This is a genomic window from Streptomyces sp. NPDC051105 (assembly GCF_040682795.1).
GTDB lineage: Bacteria > Actinomycetota > Actinomycetes > Streptomycetales > Streptomycetaceae > Streptomyces.
The window spans coordinates 259222-276482 of record NZ_JBFBBR010000001.1; the positions used below are offsets into that span (position 1 = coordinate 259222).

A 17261-nucleotide genomic window follows, 5' to 3' on the forward strand; every position below is an offset into this window, starting at 1 on the left:
GTGGTCACCGCAGCCGGGGCAGCAGTTGGTCGCCGATGCGGCCGATCTCCTGCCGGTAGGGGGTGTCGGAGAGGACGAAGTGGGTGATGCCGAGCTTGCGGTAGTTGTCCAGCGCCGTGGCCACGTCGGCGGCGGAGCCGACCAGCCAGGTGGTCCCCGCTCCCCCGCCGCCGAACCTGCCGGGCGTGGTGTACAAGCAGGTGTCGAGCACCTCGCCCCGCGCGGCGAGGTCGAAGAGCCGCCGCTGTCCGACGGCGGTCCTGCGGTCCCCCACCCAGGTCAGTTCCTTCCCCCCGTCCGCCGCCATCCTCGAGACCCGCTCCTCGGCCGCACGCCACGCCTCCTCCGTGGTGTCGCGCACCAGCATGGTGATCCGCAGCCCGAACTCCAGTGGTTCGTGCCTGCGGCCCACCTGGTCGCTCAACGCCTTGAGCCGGTCGATCCGTCCGGCGAGTCCGTCGAGCGGTTCGCCCCAGAAGAGCTGGACGTCCGCCTCCGCCGCCGACACCCGCTCGGCGGCCTCGGACGCACCGCCGAAGTAGAGCGTCGGATGCGCTCTCGCACCGGTCGCGTACGGGCGTGGGGCCACCGTGGACCGGCCGACCTGGAAGTGCTCGCCGTCGAACGTCACGTCCTCCTCGGTCCACAGGCGTCGTACGAGATGGAGGAACTCCCGGGTGCGGTCGTAGCGTTGTGCGGGATCGCTGCGGGTGTCCCCGTACGCGGCGAGGTTGTCCAGTCCGCTGACGATGTTGACCAGGACCCGGCCGCGGCTGAGCTGGTCGAGGGTCGCCGCCGCACTGGCGAAGTGAGCCGGCTGCCAGTAGCCGGGGCGGACCGCGATCAGGGGCTTGAAGGTGGTGGTCCGGGCGGCCAGCGCCGTGGCGACGGTGAAGGTGTCCGGGCGGCCCCATCCCGTTCCCAGGAGTGCGCCGCCCCACCCGTGTTCCTCGGCCGCACGGGCGAGGCCGGTGGAGTACTCGACGGAGCCCCAGCCGGTCGTCGTGTCGTCACCGCGATGTCCCGGCTCGACGGTGTTGGGGATGTACCAGAGGAATTCCGGGCTCATCATGCTTCCGATCACTGTGCGGGGTGGCGGCTGTCAGAAGGCAGACGGGGACGCTGTCTGAGGCACTGTGCACGGATCGGCGTCGAGCGCCCGGGGCGATCGGGACTCACGTCCTCGCGGGTCAGAGCGGACGCGGCAGCACGCGACAGTGGACTGGCGAAGGGGACCAGAGGATCAACACTGGGCGCTGGACACCCGTACGAGGTCGACGCATCGCTCGCTGGTGAGCATCAGGACCTCGGGCATGCGACCGAGTCTCCGAGTGATCGACCGGAATGTCAATGCGCCGATCCGCCGCCGCACGCCGCCGAGAAGTTCTCCGGCACGGTGCTCCGGAAGGACCTCGCGCCCTACCCGGACGAGCTCATCCTGCCGACCAAGGCCGGCAACCCACTGGGTCCGAGTCCCTACCTCAGGGGCGGCTCCCGCAAGTCGCTCCTGGCCTCGCTCGACCACAGCCTGCGCGATCTCGGCACCGACTACGTCGACATCTTCTACAGTCACAGCCCCGACCTCGCACCGGAGTTGGCGCTCCCTCCCCGGGGAGCACCAACCCGCCGTCGTGTCAGGCCGTCAGGGCGGCCGGTGCCTCGGCCTCCAGGAGCTGCCGTTCCAGGGCCGCCCGGGCGCGCGACACCCGGGAGCGGACGGTGCCGACGGGGCAGCCGGTGAAGCCGGCGGCCTCCTCGTAGGTCAGGCCGACCACCTGGGTGAGGACGAACGCCTCACGGCGTTCGTCGGGCAGCGCCTCCAGCAGGTCGAGCAGGGCCACGCCGTCTTCGAAGCCCGGAAGGCCACTCGGCTGCACGCGTTCGACGGCCGCCTGCCAGTCGGGGGTGTCGGCGAGCCGCGGCCGGGCGGCAGCGTGCCGGAAGCTGTCGGCCACCGCGCGACGGGCGATGGACAACAGCCAGGTACGGGCCGAGGCCCGGCCTTCGAAGCGGTGCAGGCTGCCGAAGGCCCGCGCGAAGGTGTCCTGGGTCAGGTCGTGGGCGGTCTGGGGATCGCCGCTGAGGTGGGCGACGTAGCACAGCACGTCGTGGTGGAGCGCGCGGACGAAATGCTCGGCCGCGTGGCGGTCGCCGCTACGGGCGGCCAGCGCCCAGGCGGTCGCCGCCGCGTCCGTCGAGGCTCGTTTCGCCCGGGAAGCGGGCAGGACGGGAGCAGTCACGTGATGTCCTTCTCGGGTCGTCAGGACGTCCGGGGGCCGGCCGCTGGGAGCGGCGGCGCACCGGGACGTGGGGTGCGTCCGTACACGGTGGGTACGGCGATGCCCGGGGCCCGTCAGGAGGTGTCGGCGCGCGGCGGCACGAGGGACGTGCCGGTGTGCAGCGCCGGCAAGAAGGAACTGCGCGCGAACGCGGCAGGACGGGAGGCGAGACGTGCGGCCCCGGTGGTTCCGGCTGTCTCAGGCGACAGCGGCACCCGTGGGCGGGGCCCGAGAGGTGAGCGAGCAGCACAGGAGGAGGCGCGCCGGAGCCGGGACGTCGGTGGCGCGGCGCCTGCCCGCGAGCGGGCGTGGGAGCGGCGCGGGTCCGGCCAGCAGCATCCGCAGCGGCGCCACCAGCCGGGTGGCCGCGGCCCGCAGGACGCGGAAGACCGCGCGCTCGCCGTACCCGAGCCAGAGCCCGCACAGGACTGCGGCCAGGAGGTGGGCGGCGAACATGCCGTACGTGGCGGCGCCGCTCATGCCCGCCATACCGTGCGCGTGTGGGGCACCGGTCATGGCATGCGCCATGGAGCCCATGTCCATCGGGTCCATGTGCAGGGAGCCCATGGGCGTGGAGCCCATGTCCATGCCGCCCGTGCCCATGCCGCCCATGCCGCCCATGCCGCTCATGCCGCTCATGTTCGTGATGGAACCCGGGGCACGGGCCGCGGTGCCCTGGCCTGGCACCGTCGCCGGGGTGACCGTCTGCGCCAGCGAGAACGCCTCGTGCAGCACCGCCTGCGCCACCGTCACGACCGTGACGATCAGCGTGCGTCCCCGTTCACGGCCGGCCAGCAGCCAGCCTGCCGTGCCGGTTCCGGCCGCGCCGGCGGCCATGGCCCACCAGGGGACGGAGGTGCCCGACATGATCACGTGACCGAGGGCGGCGAGCAGCACGCAGACGGCGGCGAACACACCGGCCCGCAGCGCACGGCACCACCCTCGGACAGTCATAGCCCGCCCATCCTCGCACCCGGCGACTGGTCGTCGTCAGGGGGTACGTGCGGGCACCCGCCCTCCGACTCACCAGCCGGCCAGTGACGCACCTCACACCCTGCATCCGGGAACTCAACGGCCGATCAGCACGACTACTGGAACGGGGCACTTCCCGAACGCCCCACCACCGCAAGGACCTTGACCCGCCCGCTGTGCCGGAACTCCAGGGTGAAGGGCACCAGATCACCCGAACTCCACTTCCCGGCCGGAGCGGACACCGTCAGGTCCACCCCTTGCGGCGACATCGCGACGCTCCCGCCCGCCGGTATCCCGACGGAGTCGACGGCGGCGCGGTAGGCCGCGTTCCCCTCGTTCATGCGGTGCCGGGCGAGCGTGATGCCGCCGGGGACGTCGCGCGAGGTCACGCGTATCAGGCTGTCGGCCGAACCGCCCTCGTTCTCGATACGGAAGAACGCGGCCGTCTCCGCCACCCCGGCGGACGGCAACAGGACGCGTCCTTCGGTGACGCTCAGACGCGCCGGGCTGCCCGCCCTGCCGGTGCCGGTCCAGGCGGTCAGGCCCGCCAGGGCCACGGCGCACGCGGCGACGGAAACGAGCGCGGCGAGCGCGCCGTCCTTCAGCCGCCGCCGGTCACCAGGGGCCGTAGCCGTCCACCTCACCGAACTGCCGCCTTCCCGGGTCGCGCCCCGCGTCCCCGGCCGCCGCCGGTCGTCGGTTGCGCTTGCCAGCCGCGCAGCCGCAGGCTGTTGGCCACCACCAGCACGGAACTCACCGACATCGCGGCGGCGGCGAGCATGGGGTTGAGCAGCCCCACCATGGCGAGCGGCACGGTGACGACGTTGTAGCCGAAGGCCCACAGCAGGTTGGCGCGGATGGTGCCGAGCGTGCGCCGGGCCAGCCCGACGGCGTCCACGAGTGCCTCGATGTCGCCGCGCACCAGGGTCAGGTCGGCCGCCCCGATGGCCACGTCGGTGCCGCTGCCCATGGCGATGCCCAGGTCGGCGCCGGCGAGCGCGGCGGCGTCGTTCACACCGTCGCCGACGACCGCGACCCGGCAGCCCTCCTCCCGCAGCCGCCGGACCAGGTCGGCCTTGTCCTCCGGGGAGCAGCGGGCGTGCACCTCGTCGATCCCGAGTGCCTGCGCCACCGCTCGCGCGGGAGCCTCGCGGTCCCCGGTGGCGAGCACCGGGCGCAGGCCCATTCGCCGCAGCCGTTCCAGGGCACGGTAGCTGCCGGGCCGTACGAGGTCGCCGACGGCGATCAGCGCCACGGCCCGGCCGTCCACGCGGACCACCACGGGCGTGTACGCCTCGCCCTCCGCCGCGGCCAGAGCCTCGGCCAGCACGGGCGGCAGCTCGCCGTCGGGGACGGCCACTTCGACGGTACGACCGGCCACGCGCCCCGTGACACCCCGCCCCGCCGCGGCGGTGAAGCCGGTCACGTCCGGCAGCGGCTCCTGGTCCGCCGAGCGGCGCGCGTACGCCGTGACCGCCCGCCCGATCGGATGCTCGGAGCCCCGCTCCACCGCTCCGGCCAGGCGGACCAGTTCCTCCGGTGCCGGGCCATCGGGCACGGTGGTCACCCGGGCGACGGTCATGTGACCGGAGGTCAGGGTGCCGGTCTTGTCCAGGACGACCGTATCCACGTGCTGGAGCGCCTCCAGGGTCTGCGGCCCGCTCACCAGCACACCCAGTTGCGCCCCGCGCCCGGTGGCGGCCATCAGAGCGGTCGGGGTGGCGAGCCCCAGCGCACACGGGCAGGCCACGACAAGGACGGCCACGCAGGCGGTGAGCGCCGCCTGCGGGTCGGCGCCGGCGCCGAGCCAGAACCCGAGGACGGTCACCGCGATCGTCAGCACGATGGGCACGAACACCCCGGCCACCGTGTCGGCCAGCCGCTGCGCCCGCGCCTTGCCCGCCTGGGCCTCGGTGACCAGCCGGGTGATCCGGGCCAGCTGGGTGTCCGCGCCGACGGCCGTCGCCCGGACGAGAAGCAGCCCACCGGCGTTGACGGCCCCGCCGACCAGCGCCGAGCCGGGGCTCACCTCCACGGGCTCGCTCTCACCGGTGACCAGGGACAGGTCCACGGCCGAACTGCCCTCCGTCACCCGCCCGTCGGTGGCGACGCGCTCCCCCGGGCGCACGACGAAGACCTGCCCGACCCTCAACTGCTCCATGGGGACAAACCGCTCGCCGTGCTCGTCGCGGACGGACACCTCCTTGGCCGCCAGACCCGCCAGCGCCCGCAGGGCCGCGCCGGTCCCCCGGCGTGCCCGCGCCTCCAGGTACCGTCCGGTCAGCACGAACAGCGGCACACTCACCGCCGCTTCCAGATAGACGTGCGCCGTGCCGTCCGACGCGGACGGCAGCAGACTGAACGGCATCCGCATCCCCGGCTCGCCCGCTCCCCCGAGGAACAGCGCGTACGCCGACCAGGAGAACGACGCCACCACGCCCAGCGAGACCAGGGTGTCCATGGTGGCCGCGGAGTGGCGCAGCCCTCGTAGCGCGCGGTCGTGGAAAGGCCACGCGCTCCACGCCGCCACCGGGGCGGCCAGCGCGAAACACAGCCACTGCCAGTTGCGGAACTGAAGGGCGGGCACCATCGACAGCACCAGGACCGGGACGGCGAGCAGCGCGGTGACGAGGAGGCGCTCGCGATCCTGGCGGGCGGCGGCCGCAGATCCGTCGTCCGTGCTGTCCTCGACGGTCTCCTTCTCCTCGTGCACGGGCAGGGCGGCCTGGTAGCCCGCCTGTTCGACCGCGATGACGAGGTCCTCCGGCGCGACGGCCGCCGGGTGGCTGACCCGGGCCATCCCGGTGGCGAGGTTCACGGTGGCCGTGACGCCGTCCAGCTTGGCGAGCTTCTTCTCCACCCGCCGCACGCAGGCCGCGCAGGTCATCCCGCCGACGGTGAGGTCCGTGACCGTGAGGCCGGCCACCGCTTCGCCCGCCGTCACCGGCCACTCCCGTCCGTCGTCCCCGGCATGTTCTGCATGTCCTGCGTGCTCCCGTCCGTCCCGGGCATGTCCTCCATGCCGCCGTCACTCCCGTCACTCCCGCCACTCCCGCCATCGCCACCGCCCTCTCCGCCGCTTCCGGCGCTACCGGTCCCGTGCATGCCGGGGGCCACCGGACCGGCGGCCGATCCGACGGCGTAGGACGCCGAGAACACGAGGGCGAGCAGCAGCAGGAAGCCGCACAGCGCCGGGGGCGGCAGCAGCCTGCGGGCGGTCGCGTCGGCAGGGTGGGACGGTTGTCGGATCTCGGCCATGCTCGACCTTCCTGGTCGCATCGAACCGTCGTGCGGAAGACGCCGTTGAAGCCGTATCGCTTCAGTAGTCGGCCGGACGGAGCCTCGAGTTCCCGCACATAAACGTGAGGCACGACGTACCAGTGGTGTTCGTCGTCGCGTGGTGTGCGTCAACGCCCTTGGAGCGAAGAAACGCCTTCCCGGCGGAGCAGTGGGGGCAGCGGGAGGGGGAACGAGAAGCCTGCACCCGTTCAGGCGTATCGCAGCGGGTCATCGGCGTCGCGGCGCTCTCCGGTGACGGCGGTGGTGTATCGGGCCGCCCGATACGGCCGAGTCCACCACGGCCCCCGCCCGGCATGGTCATCGGCGCTGTCGGGCGGCTCTCCTTCACCTGTCCCGCGTGGCCCGGTGCGCGGCGAGCATCCAACCGGCGGCGGCGAGCACGATCAGGGTGATGCCCAGGTAGACGTACGGGCGCCTGCCCACGGTGGTTGGCAGGCTCTCGTGACGGTCACCTTCCCTGCCGTACCTCGGGTGCTACGTACGCCCGGAGAACGCCAGCCCGCTCCTTGGGCCAGGTGCGCGCGTACCTGGGCGGACGGCCTCCCGGCGGAACGAGGACGGCGAAGGGTGTGCGGTGAGCGGCGCGCGTCAGCTCGGCCCTGGTCATGCTGGCGTCGTGCCCCGACGTCTGGGCGGAGTCACAGCCGGTGTAGAAGGCTACGGGCACGGCTTCGTAGCCGCTGAGCAGGCATGGCGGCCGTACACCGAGGTCATGGAGGGCGGTGGCGGTGCGGGCCCAGTCGGCGCGGGAGGCGGCGGAGCTGTGCACGGTGTGCTCCAGGACGACGTACTGCACGCCCAGATGCCCTGTCAGGCCGACCGCCACCAGGCCGACAGCCAGGGTGCGCCCGGCCCTGCGGGCCGGGGCGGTGACCAGGTGGGCCAGGCCCTCGGCGACCGGGAGGGCGAGCAGGGCGTAGGCGGGCAGCAGGAACCGGGGGGCCGCGTAGCCGATGAGGAACAGGTAGGGGACCGCGGCCGTGACGGCGCAGGCCCCCGGGAGCAGGACGGGCAGCGCGCGCCGGGTGCGGACGGCGACCACCGCGCCGAGGACGGCGAGGAGCGGCAGCGCGAACCACCACAGGGTCACCGCCGGGTTGGGGACCGATCCGGTGCAGGGCCGGCACAGGGTACGTCCGCCGAGGCTGCGCAGCTGGTCGACGACCGCGAGGTGCCAGCCGAGGCCGCCCTGAATGTCGGAGGCGTCGGAGAGGCGCTGTGCGAGGCCGCCATAGCTCACGTATGCCTCGATCACCCATTCGCCGGCGCCCGCCACCAGCCCCACGGCCAGCACGGCGAGCAGGCGCGGGCGGCGCAGGGAGAGCGCGAGCAGGGGCAGCACGACGTAGACCGCGTCCATCGGGCGCATGCACGCCATCAGCGCCGCGCCCGCGAACAGCCCCCACCAGGCCGCCCGGTCGCGGGCGTTCGCGCGGGCGCGCAGGAGGCAGCCCACGCAGGCCAGGGCGCCGATGGCGACCCAGTAGTTGGGCATGGCCTGAAGGCCGTAGAACAGCGTCACCCACAACGAGGCGAACAGGGCGCCGGCCAAAGCCAGGACGCCGGCCCTGAAGTGGCCTCGCCAGACGCGCAGGGCGAAGTAGAGGGCCAGGCCTGAGAGGACGGCCAGGTAGGTCCGGAGCAGGACGGTGGAGTCGGACCACGACGCGATCGGGGCGACCAGGAACGAGATGCCGCGGGAGCGGGGCGCGCTGAAGTAGGCGGCGGGAACGTGACCGCTGACCTGGCTGACGTAGACGGTCTCGTCCCAGCCGAGACCGAGATCCGGCCGTACGAGGACGAGTTGGGCAAGCGTGAAGACGACCGCGACCGTCGCGAGCCAGGGCTCGCCCCGCCCCCGCCGAGGCCGGACGGCCTGCGAGAGGAGGCCGGTGCGAGGGACACCTGTCGTCGTGGCGTTCGAACCGCCGGCCATCCTGTACCTCTCGTCGTCGCACGCCACAGAGTCGGATCATCCTACAGCTCACAGGAAGGCATCCCGCTCTCGGTGAAAACCGCACGTCAGCAGGTCCGGTGCGCATCGGCGACGCGTCGGCTCGTCGTCACGCATCCATGCCGCGGTCGCGCATCCATGCCGCGGACGGCCTCGCCGACGCCTCGAAGGAGCCACCCCGGAAGTCCGGCACCGTCGCAAACCAGCCAGGCTCCCCCGCTTCACAACGTACCCGTGGGTAACGCCAGTTACAGCTGTTACTTTCCCTTCCAAGATCCCTGGATCTTCCGCTCCCCCCACTCACCCACCCCGTACCGAGGCCCCCATGCTGAACTCGCCCTCCGTCGACAGCGCGGGCGGACGCCACCGCAAGAGCAGAACGATCAGTCCGGCGATCCGCCGTGCCGCGGTCATCGCGGTGACCGCCCCCGTGGCCGGGACGATCCTGTTCGGCACGTCGGCCTTCGCCGCCGAGAAGGCCGTCTCCAAGACCGCCGCCGCGCTCGACCCCGCCGAGCAGAAGATCGCGGACAACCTCGGCATCCGCGTCCAGGACACCCGTCTGGGCAGCACGTTGAGCGGTGTTGTCATCGACGCCGAGTCCAACAAGGTCGTATGGGGTCACGACGCGACCACCGCGTTGATGCCGGCGTCCAACACCAAGCTGGCCACGTCGACCGCCGCGCTGACGGTCCTCGGCCCCGACCACCGCTTCACCACGAAGGTCGTCTACGGCGCCGGCACCCTCACCCTGGTCGGAGGCGGGGACCGCACCCTCACCTCCGCCGACCTCGACGCGATGGCCAAGACCGTCGTCGCCGGCCTGAAGAGCACGGGCCTGACCTCGGTCAAGGTGCAGGTCGACGACAGCCTCTTCCCCGAGCCCACGCTCGCCACCGGCTGGAACGACGGCTACTACCCCGACTCCGTCGCCCCGGTACGGGCGTTGGTGGTCGACGGCCACCACGTCACGGACACGTCCCTGGACGCCGGTCAGACCTTCGCCAGGCTCCTCGCCAAGCAGGGTGTCACCGTCACCGGGAGCGTCACCCACGGCGTCGCCGGCACCGGAACCGTCCCCGTGGCACAGCACCGGTCCGGCGCGCTGTCGGCCATCGTGGAGCACATGCTCAAGGTGAGCGACAACGACATCGCCGAGACCCTGCTGCGGACGACCGCGCTCGCCGCCGGCCGGCCGGCCACCTTCGAGGACGGCACGGCGGTCGTACGTCAGATCCTCGGCCGGTACGGCGTGTCCCTGGACAACTTGGTGATCCACGACGGCAGCGGACTGTCCCGTGCCAACCGCATCCCGGCACAGACCATCGCCGACATCCTCGACCTGGCCGACGACCCCGCCAACAGCCAGACCCTGAAGTACATCGTGGACGGTCTGCCCGTCGCGGGGGAGGCGGGCTCGACGCTGGGCCCCGAGTGGGGCCGGTTCGACACCGCGGACTCCCAGTGCGCCGTCGGGAAGGTCAGCGCCAAGACGGGCACGCTCACCGGCGCGATCGCGCTGAGCGGACTGACGAAGGCCGGAGACGGACGCTGGAAGATCTTCTCCTTCATCGAGAACAACTCCACCGCCGACCCGGCCGCCACCAAGGACGCCCTCGACGGCCTCGCCGCCACGGTCAACGGCTGCTGGGCGTAGGACACGGCACGCCCTGACCGAGGGAACACACGCTGATCGCCTCCGGGCGTCGCCGCCGCTCGGCCTCTGACCCCTCCACGGGGTCAGTCCTTGACGGCGACGTCTCGTGATCCAGCCCGGCTCGCGGGCTGTTGCGGCCCTCCGACTCCGCCCCGGCAACCAGTCGCTCTCCGAGTCGTTGAGTTCCCGGGGCTCCGGGACCGGCTCCGGAGAAGCCGGCACCCGCTCGGGCAACGTGTGCTGTTTGCGACACGTGTGGGGATACAAGGGGCTGCCGTTCAGGGGGAGGTAGTGTGTTCGAGGCTCGAACGGTCCTCCGTGAGAACCGCGGTGGCGACCGGGAGGGGCAAGTCACCCGTCTGAGCCGCCTGCACGCGACCTCTGAAGATGGAGCCGATGAACGTGTCGACCGGCGGCAGACGGCTGCGCGGCCGTGCCGCCATAGCAGCCCTCGTCTGTGCGATCACCCTGTTACCCGGCCCGAGTTACGCGGCGCCGGGCGCACCCGATCCACGCGACGACCAGTCGATCGAGGACATCCACAACGAGCTGAACGGCCTCTACCGCGAGGCGGAGGTGGCCACCGAGGCCTACAACACCGCGGACGTGAAGGCGACCGAGCAGGAGAAGCGGCTGACGTCGCTCCGCAAGGACCTGGCCCGCACCGAGGACCGGCTGGACGATCTGCACGACCTCGCGGGTGCGGCCGCCCGGACGCAGTACCGCGGGGGCAATCTCGATTCCACGGGCATCCAGTTGCTGCTCGGCGACCACCCCGACCAGGCTCTGAACGACGCCTCCCAGGCCCGTCAGGCCCTGCGGAATCTGGTCAACGTCTCCGAGAGCCAGAAGAGCGCCCGCGCGGAGCTGAACCGGCAGACCGACGCCGCGGCAAAGAAGCTGCGGGAGCTGAAGAGCAGCCGCGCGAACAAGGCCGAGGCGAAAGGGAAGATCGAGAAGAAGATCGCCGAGGCCGAGCGGATCGAGGCGGGACTCAAGAAGGAACAGACCCGCAAACTGGCCCAGTTGGAGAAGGAGGAGGCGCAGCAGGCCAAGTCCGAGTGGACGGGGCCCGATTCAGGCGGAACCTCGACCGGTTCCGGCTCGGGCGGCGGCCGGACGAAGGCGAGCGGAGCGGCCGCGAAGGCCGTCGACTTCGCGATGGCGCAGATCGGCAAACCGTATGTGTGGGGCGCCGTGGGGCCCTCGTCGTACGACTGCTCGGGACTCACCTCCACGGCGTGGGCGGCTGCCGGGCACCCCATACCCCGTACCTCGCAGGCGCAGTGGCAGGGGCTGACCCGGGTCAGCCTGGCCTCCGTGCGGCCCGGAGACCTGATCATCTACTACGACGCCACGCACGTGGGCATGTACATAGGGGGCGGGCAGATCGTCCACGCCCCGCGGCCCGGACGCACGGTCACGACCGCACCGGCCGCCTCCATGCCCATCGTCGGTGTCGTCCGACCCGGAGTCTGAACGGATGACCTACTCGCTGACCCCCCGTAACGAGGGAAACCTGCCCGCGCTCAGCGCACCGCCGCTGATCCGGCTCGACGCCTATGTGGCCGAGGACGGGTCGACGGTGGTCAACGGCCATCTGCTGGAGATGGGCGGCACACGGCCCCCCAACGAGGCGATACTCGACGCCATCGCCATGTTCGCCCGCACCCTGCGGGCCCCGGTGGCGGCCACCGTCATCGACCGCACCGTGCAGCAGGTGGCCCGCCTGCGGGTGTATCCCGACGGCTCCAGCCGGACCATCGCCGACGAGGAGGACCTGCCGCCCGGGCGCGAGCGTACGGCCGCGGAGGAGGAGTCGTTTCCTCCGCTCGCCCGTGTCGAACGCATCATCCAGCACGCGCAGCGCGAGGAGCTGCACGCCGCGTTCGTCCTCGCCAGCGCGCTGCGGGAGCACCTCACGCTGCGCAGGGGCGCGGAGGACGAACTCTCGCTGGAGGCACGGGCGATCGAGGCGTACCTCGCGTATCAGCGCGGCGACTACATGCTCTCCACCGTCCTCGCGCTGACCGTCGCACGCATCCGCTGCCGCACCGATCTGAACCGGGCGGCGCCCGAGGTGGCCCGTGCCACCGCGGCGTGGCAGCGGCTGATCGACGAGGGCCAGGTGGCCACCCGGGGACAGGAGTTGCTGCACATGTGGGAGCACCTGTCGTCGGAGGGCCTGCTGCGGGAACCGTCCCACCAGGCCATGGCCCAGGCCGTCCGGGGCCGGCTCGAACGGCACGGCCGGTCCGTACCGGCCCCGGCCACGGCACCGGCCCTGGCCGCGGGCCAGAACCCGATCGCCCCCGAGGACCAGCCGCTCAGGCCCACGCGACGGGGTCTACGACGTTTCACCCGCCGACCCGGCCGGTCCTCCGAGCCATCACCCTAGGCCGGAGCGGCGACACACTGCCGAAGGTGCCGTCCGACTCCCGAACACGCCGTGCGGGAAGTACCCGGCGGCGATCACCGTGTCCGGCCGCTTCGGCACGCGGTCGCGGCACGGCTTCGGGCCGGTCCGGATCGACGGCCGAGGAGAACGCGAGGTCCCGATCGGCGGTCTCCTTGGGGAGCGTCGACGCGGCGCGCCCGGCCCGGACGCCGCCCGGGCCGGACGCCGCCCGGGCCGGATCAGAGCGTGAGGAGCTCCTCGTAGAAACCGCCGAACTCCCGCTGTCGGTCGACGAGATGGATCTCCAGGATCCAGTGGCAGGTGCGGCCCGCCTTGTCGGTGCGGCGCAGCGGCGTGTCGTTGGTGGGTGCGATGTACGACTCGGTGTCCGCGCCGTCGATCTTCTCGTGCGGGAACTCGCCGACCAGGTGGCCGGCGTGCCAGCCGCCCAGTTCCCAGCCGGCCTCGGCGGCCAGCCGCTCCACCTCGGCGTACAGCTGCTTCCCGGTGATGTCCGGATCGGCCTCGAAGAACCGCTTCCCGGCGGCGAAGACCTTCGCCAGGTCGTCGCGGAGCCGTCGTTTGACCGGGTCGTCGCCGAGGACGAAGGTCCGCCCGAAGTCGGCCTCGTACTCCTCGAAGATCGGCCCGAAGTCGGCGAACACGATGTCGTCCGCGCCGATCACCCGGTCCGGCGGGTTCTCCTTGTACGGCTTGAGCGTGTTCGGGCCCGAGCGCACGATCCGCTTGTGCCAGTGCCGGGTCGTACCGAAGAGTTCGTTCGCCAGGTCACGGACGCGGTCGCTGACCGCCCGCTCTCCTTCGCCCGGCGCCACCAGCCCTCGCTTCTCCATCTCGGCGAAGAGCCGCTCGGCCTTGGCCTGGGCGTCCAGCAGTCGGGCCGCCCGTGTGGGTTCATCATCAGCCATAGCAGGAAAGGTACGTTTGGCTGAACTCACGAGTCAATCAAATTGAACTACACTGCCATGTCGACCTCGCCGCGGTGAGCGCGGCACCGATGGCGTACAGCCCTCTCGGATGTGCCAGGGCCGGGCGGGTACGCGGGTGGCGGATGCGACGGGAGCCACCACGGACGTTTGCCGAAGCGGCTAGTTTGTGGATTCACCGATCCATACAAAGTGTGGCAATTCGCCCCCGTCCGTCCTTCTGTCTGTGAGGCGCCTCGTCATGAGCCTGAGCATCCGCAACCAGATCCCCGGCACCGTCACCGCCGTCACCGCCGGCGAGGTGATGGCGACCGTGAAGGTACGCCTGGACGGCGGCCAGGACCTCACCGCCGCGATCACCCTGGAGGCGGTCGAGGACCTGGGGCTCGCCGAGGGGTCGGCCGTCCGGGCCATGATGAAGTCCACCGAGGTCGCCCTCGCCACCGGCCCCGTGACGGGGCTGTCCATCCGCAACCGGCTGCCCGGCACGGTGAGCGATGTCGCCGTGGGCGGGGCGATGGCCACGGTCAAGGTCACCGTCGACGGCGGCGAGCTCACCTCGGCGATCACCAAGGACGCGGTCGCCGACCTCGGTCTGACAGCCGGTTCGCCGGTCGTGGCACTGATCAAGTCGACCGAGGTGTCCCTCGCGACCGGGTGACGCCGGTCGTGACCGCCGACCGGCGCGGCTTCTGGGAGGAACGCGGCTGCCACGACATCGCCGACGCGTGGAAGCGGCAGCGCTACTCCTACCAGGAAGCGGAAGCAGACGAACCGGATCCCGCGGCCCCCTGACCCCATCCGCCCGCGCCCGGTCGACTCCCGTCCGCGGCAGCGCGGTTCGCCGCCAGTCGCAGACTCTCCGCGACGGCGTGCGGGATGTCGTCGACGGGGAACAGCGCGTGCCGTACGGTCCGTTCGGCGTCGACGACCAGGATCAGGCGTTTGTGGCGCAGTCGGCCCGCACTGCGGAAGGTCGGCAGCCGCAGGGCCGCCGCGAGTGGGTGGGCGGCGTCGGAGAGCAGGGGGTACGGGACCTCTTCGGCGCGGGCGAACTCCGCCTGTTCGTAGGTGAGTTGGGTGCTGATCCCGCGCACTTCCACGCCCGCCTTCCGGAATTCGGGCCAGGCGTCCCGGAAGAGCCGGTTCTCCAGCGTGCAGCCAGGGGCGCCGGGGATCGGCGGCTCGCCCCATTCGACTCCGGTGCCGGGGTAGGTGAACAGCACGGTCGCCGGGGCGTCCGGGGAGACCAGGGGCACGCCGGGGCCCTGGGCGGCGGGCAGTTCGAGACCGTCGGGCAGTCGGGTGCCGACCAGGGAGTGCACGCGGGCGTGTTCGGCACCGTCCGCCGCCGCCGTCGCGGTGAGGCCGCCGTCGCCCAGCACCCAGCGGTCACCCCAGTCCTGCATCGCGACGAGCAGCGGCAGCAGCCCGGCACCGGCGTCGGTGAGCAGGTACTCGTAACGCACCGGCCGCCGTTGATAGAGGCTGCGGTGCAGGACACCGTGGGCGACGAGCCGGCCCAGCCGCTCGGTGAGCACCTTGCGGGACAGGCCGATCTCGGCGGCCAGCGCGTCGAAGCGGACATGGCCGCGGGCGACCTCGCGCAGCACCAGAACATTCCACCAGTCCCCCAGGACCATGGCGGCCTGGGCGATCCCGCAGGTCTCGTCAGCGTTGTGCATCCTCATGTACCCATAGTAAGTTCCCTATCGGGACTCACTTTGTTTCTCGATGGAACTTACTGCCCGTCAGCGCACGGGCCCAGCGTGAGGAGTGCATCGTGACCGCCATCAGCCGGGTCGTCGCACGCGAGATCATCGACAGCCGGGGCAACCCCACGGTCGAGGTCGACGTGGAACTCAAGGACGGCTCACTGGGCCGCGCCGCCGTCCCCTCCGGCGCCTCCACCGGCGCCCGCGAAGCGGTCGAACTGCGCGACGGCGACCCGACCCGCTTCCACGGCAAGGGAGTTCGGCGCGCCGTCGACGCCGTGAACGAGAGCATCGCGGACGCCGTGACCGGACTGGAGGCCGAGGACCAGGCGACCGTCGACCGCACGATGATCGAGCTGGACGGCACGCAGACCAAGTCACGGCTCGGCGCCAACGCCCTGCTCGGCGTCTCCCTGGCCACCGCCAAGGCCGCCGCGGCCTCCCACCGGCAGCCGCTGTACCGCTACGTCGGCGGAGTCGACGCCCGGCTGCTGCCGGTGCCGATGATGAACATCGTCAACGGCGGCGCGCACGCCGACAATCCGCTCGACTTCCAGGAGTTCATGATCGCGCCCATCGGTGCGGCCACCTTCGCCGAGGCGGTCCGCATGGGCTCGGAGGTCTTCCACACCCTGCGCGGCAACCTGCTGGCCGCCGGCCACAGTGTCAACGTCGGCGACGAGGGCGGTTTCGCTCCCGACCTGCGCACCGCCGACGAGGCCCTGGACTTCGTCGTCCGCGCCATCGAGCAGACGGGCTACAAGCCCGGCACCGACATCACGCTCGTCATGGATCCGGCCAGCTCGGAGTTCTTCCGCGACGGCGGCTACGACTACACGGGCGAGGGCGTCCGCCGTACCCCCGCCGAACACGCCGACTACCTCGCCGCCCTCGTCGACCGCTACCCCGTGGCCTCCATCGAGGACCCGATGGCCGAGGACGACCACGCCGGCTGGCGCGACCTGACCGCCCGGCTCGGCGACCGCTGCCAGCTCACCGGAGACGACGTCTTCTGCACCAACGAGACGCTGCTGCGGGCCGGTATCCGCGACGGCATCGCCAACTCCGTTCTGGTGAAGGTCAATCAGATCGGCACCCTCACCGAGACGCTGGCGACGGTCGCCACCGCCCACCGCGCCGGGTACACGGTCGTCATCTCCCATCGCTCCGGCGAGACCGAGGACACGACGATCGCCGATCTCGCCGTCGCCACGGGTTGCGGCCAGATCAAGACCGGCTCACTGTCGCGCTCGGACCGCACCGCCAAGTACAACCAGCTCTTCCGCATCGAGGAGGAACTGGGGGCGCAAGCACGCTACGCGGGGCGGGAGGCCCTCGGACTGCGCCGCTGACCCGGCCGTGACAGGTGGGGGCGTGCCTGCGAGTACCGGTGGGCGAGGACGCTGACCGGTGGGCCACCCGGACGGTCCGTCGCCGGGTCCGAGTGACGAGCCGGGGCGCCGAGGTCAGGAGTGCGCGTCGGGCAGGTGCGGGAAGAGGGACTCCGGGGTGATCTCCCCCTCGCAGTGCCGGCACCCGGACTCCATCCGCAGGGGATGACCGCACTCGTGCCGGAAGGCGACGGCAGGGGTGTCCACCGCCCACCTGTCGCCCCATTGCAGCAGGCCGATCAGGACGGGGAAGAGCTCCTGTCCCGCCTGCGTCAGGTGGTACTCGTGACGGGGAGGGTGCTCGCTGTACTGCCGCCGCTCGATCACGCCCGCCGCTTCGAGCTTGCGCAGCCGGTCGGCGAGGATGTCGCGCGGTGCGCCGGTGTAGCCGGCGATCTTCGCGAAGCGGTGCACGCCGTAGGCCATCTCCCGCAGCGCGAGCAGCGACCACCGCTCGCCGACGATCCCCAGTGCGGCGGCGATCGAGCAGGGGCGCACGCCCACCGGCATGTCCGCCATGACCGAGGACAGCGGCTCGGTGACGGCCCGTGCGCTGCCCGTCTGCGACTCCCCGGCCTGCTGCGGTTGTACGTTCATGAGCCCACGTTACCCCTGGTTGGTTGTGTTTCACGACCCACTCGGGGTAGC

15 protein-coding genes and 2 pseudogenes are annotated in these 17261 nt (G+C 71.9%); 7 read left to right on the forward strand and 10 right to left on the reverse strand.

The annotated features are described in order from the left end of the window. Nucleotides 1-4: 4 nt before the first annotated feature. Entirely contained in the window at nt 5-1072 is a 1068-nt protein-coding gene (locus AB0N16_RS01220) for an LLM class flavin-dependent oxidoreductase (protein ID WP_365791763.1), read from the reverse strand. 288 nt (nt 1073-1360) lie between these two features. Between AB0N16_RS01220 and AB0N16_RS01225 the strand changes: the two are divergent. After that, nucleotides 1361-1573, forward strand: a pseudogene (locus AB0N16_RS01225) (aldo/keto reductase); the annotation flags it as partial. 61 nt (nt 1574-1634) lie between these two features. Here AB0N16_RS01225 and AB0N16_RS01230 read toward each other — a convergent pair. The 6 genes from AB0N16_RS01230 to AB0N16_RS01255 form a co-directional block, all read right to left on the reverse strand. Continuing rightward, nucleotides 1635-2240: a sigma-70 family RNA polymerase sigma factor gene (locus AB0N16_RS01230; protein ID WP_365791765.1), complete on the reverse strand. Its 606-nt coding sequence runs from the start codon at nt 2238-2240 to the stop codon at nt 1635-1637. Nucleotides 2241-2477: 237 nt separating this feature from the next. Continuing rightward, nucleotides 2478-3233 (reverse strand): hypothetical protein, encoded by a 756-nt coding sequence (locus AB0N16_RS01235; protein WP_365791767.1) that lies wholly within the window; start codon nt 3231-3233, stop codon nt 2478-2480. A 134-nt stretch (nt 3234-3367) separates the two neighbouring features. After that, on the reverse strand, nt 3368-3895 hold the full coding sequence (locus AB0N16_RS01240; protein WP_365791769.1) for a copper chaperone PCu(A)C: 528 nt from the start codon (nt 3893-3895) through the stop codon (nt 3368-3370). Then, a complete protein-coding gene (locus AB0N16_RS01245) occupies nt 3892-6195 on the reverse strand; it encodes a heavy metal translocating P-type ATPase (RefSeq protein WP_365791771.1) in 2304 nt (767 codons plus the stop codon). The genes AB0N16_RS01240 and AB0N16_RS01245 overlap by 4 nt, the downstream gene beginning before the upstream one ends. Continuing rightward, the gene (locus AB0N16_RS01250; protein ID WP_365791773.1) at nt 6192-6509 is read right to left on the reverse strand and encodes a hypothetical protein; all 318 of its coding nucleotides are present in this window, start codon (nt 6507-6509) and stop codon (nt 6192-6194) included. Before AB0N16_RS01250 ends, AB0N16_RS01245 begins: the two co-directional genes overlap by 4 nt. Before the next feature lie 490 nt (nt 6510-6999). Next, complete coding sequence (locus AB0N16_RS01255) at nt 7000-8487, reverse strand: hypothetical protein (RefSeq protein ID WP_365791775.1); 1488 nt, start codon at nt 8485-8487, stop codon at nt 7000-7002. A 343-nt stretch (nt 8488-8830) separates the two neighbouring features. Here AB0N16_RS01255 and dacB point away from each other — a divergent pair, with 343 nt between their 5' ends. The 3 genes from dacB to AB0N16_RS01270 all read left to right on the forward strand — a co-directional run bounded on the left by dacB (nt 8831) and on the right by AB0N16_RS01270 (nt 12560). Next, a complete protein-coding gene (gene dacB / locus AB0N16_RS01260) occupies nt 8831-10162 on the forward strand; it encodes a D-alanyl-D-alanine carboxypeptidase/D-alanyl-D-alanine-endopeptidase (protein WP_365791777.1) in 1332 nt (443 codons plus the stop codon). Between the two features lie 396 nt (nt 10163-10558). Further along, on the forward strand, nt 10559-11641 hold the full coding sequence (locus AB0N16_RS01265; RefSeq protein ID WP_365791779.1) for an NlpC/P60 family protein: 1083 nt from the start codon (nt 10559-10561) through the stop codon (nt 11639-11641). A gap of 4 nt (nt 11642-11645) precedes the next feature. Further along, nucleotides 11646-12560, forward strand: coding sequence for a hypothetical protein (locus AB0N16_RS01270; RefSeq protein WP_365791781.1), 915 nt, complete (start codon nt 11646-11648; stop codon nt 12558-12560). Between the two features lie 239 nt (nt 12561-12799). On the opposite strand, the gene AB0N16_RS01275 is transcribed toward AB0N16_RS01270, so the two are convergent. Continuing rightward, nucleotides 12800-13489 (reverse strand): M24 family metallopeptidase, encoded by a 690-nt coding sequence (locus tag AB0N16_RS01275; RefSeq protein ID WP_365791783.1) that lies wholly within the window; start codon nt 13487-13489, stop codon nt 12800-12802. A 259-nt stretch (nt 13490-13748) separates the two neighbouring features. Between AB0N16_RS01275 and AB0N16_RS01280 the strand changes: the two genes are divergently transcribed. Together AB0N16_RS01280 and AB0N16_RS01285 are read left to right on the forward strand one after the other, a co-directional pair. Continuing rightward, entirely contained in the window at nt 13749-14168 is a 420-nt protein-coding gene (locus AB0N16_RS01280; protein WP_365791785.1) for a TOBE domain-containing protein, read from the forward strand. Between the two features lie 8 nt (nt 14169-14176). After that, nucleotides 14177-14302, forward strand: a pseudogene (locus tag AB0N16_RS01285) (sulfite oxidase-like oxidoreductase); the annotation flags it as partial. On the opposite strand, the gene AB0N16_RS01290 reads toward AB0N16_RS01285, so the two are convergent. Then, nucleotides 14257-15198, reverse strand: a complete 942-nt coding sequence (locus AB0N16_RS01290; RefSeq protein WP_365791787.1) for a winged helix-turn-helix transcriptional regulator — start codon at nt 15196-15198, stop codon at nt 14257-14259. The pseudogene AB0N16_RS01285 and the gene AB0N16_RS01290 overlap by 46 nt on opposite strands. A 92-nt stretch (nt 15199-15290) precedes the next feature. Here AB0N16_RS01290 and eno point away from each other — a divergent pair, with 92 nt between their 5' ends. Then, complete coding sequence (eno, locus tag AB0N16_RS01295; RefSeq protein WP_365791789.1) at nt 15291-16574, forward strand: phosphopyruvate hydratase; 1284 nt, start codon at nt 15291-15293, stop codon at nt 16572-16574. 114 nt (nt 16575-16688) lie between these two features. Here the strand turns inward: eno and AB0N16_RS01300 are convergent, their stop codons facing one another. Continuing rightward, a complete protein-coding gene (locus AB0N16_RS01300) occupies nt 16689-17210 on the reverse strand; it encodes a helix-turn-helix domain-containing protein (RefSeq protein ID WP_365791791.1) in 522 nt (173 codons plus the stop codon). Between the last annotated feature and the right edge of the window lie 51 nt (nt 17211-17261).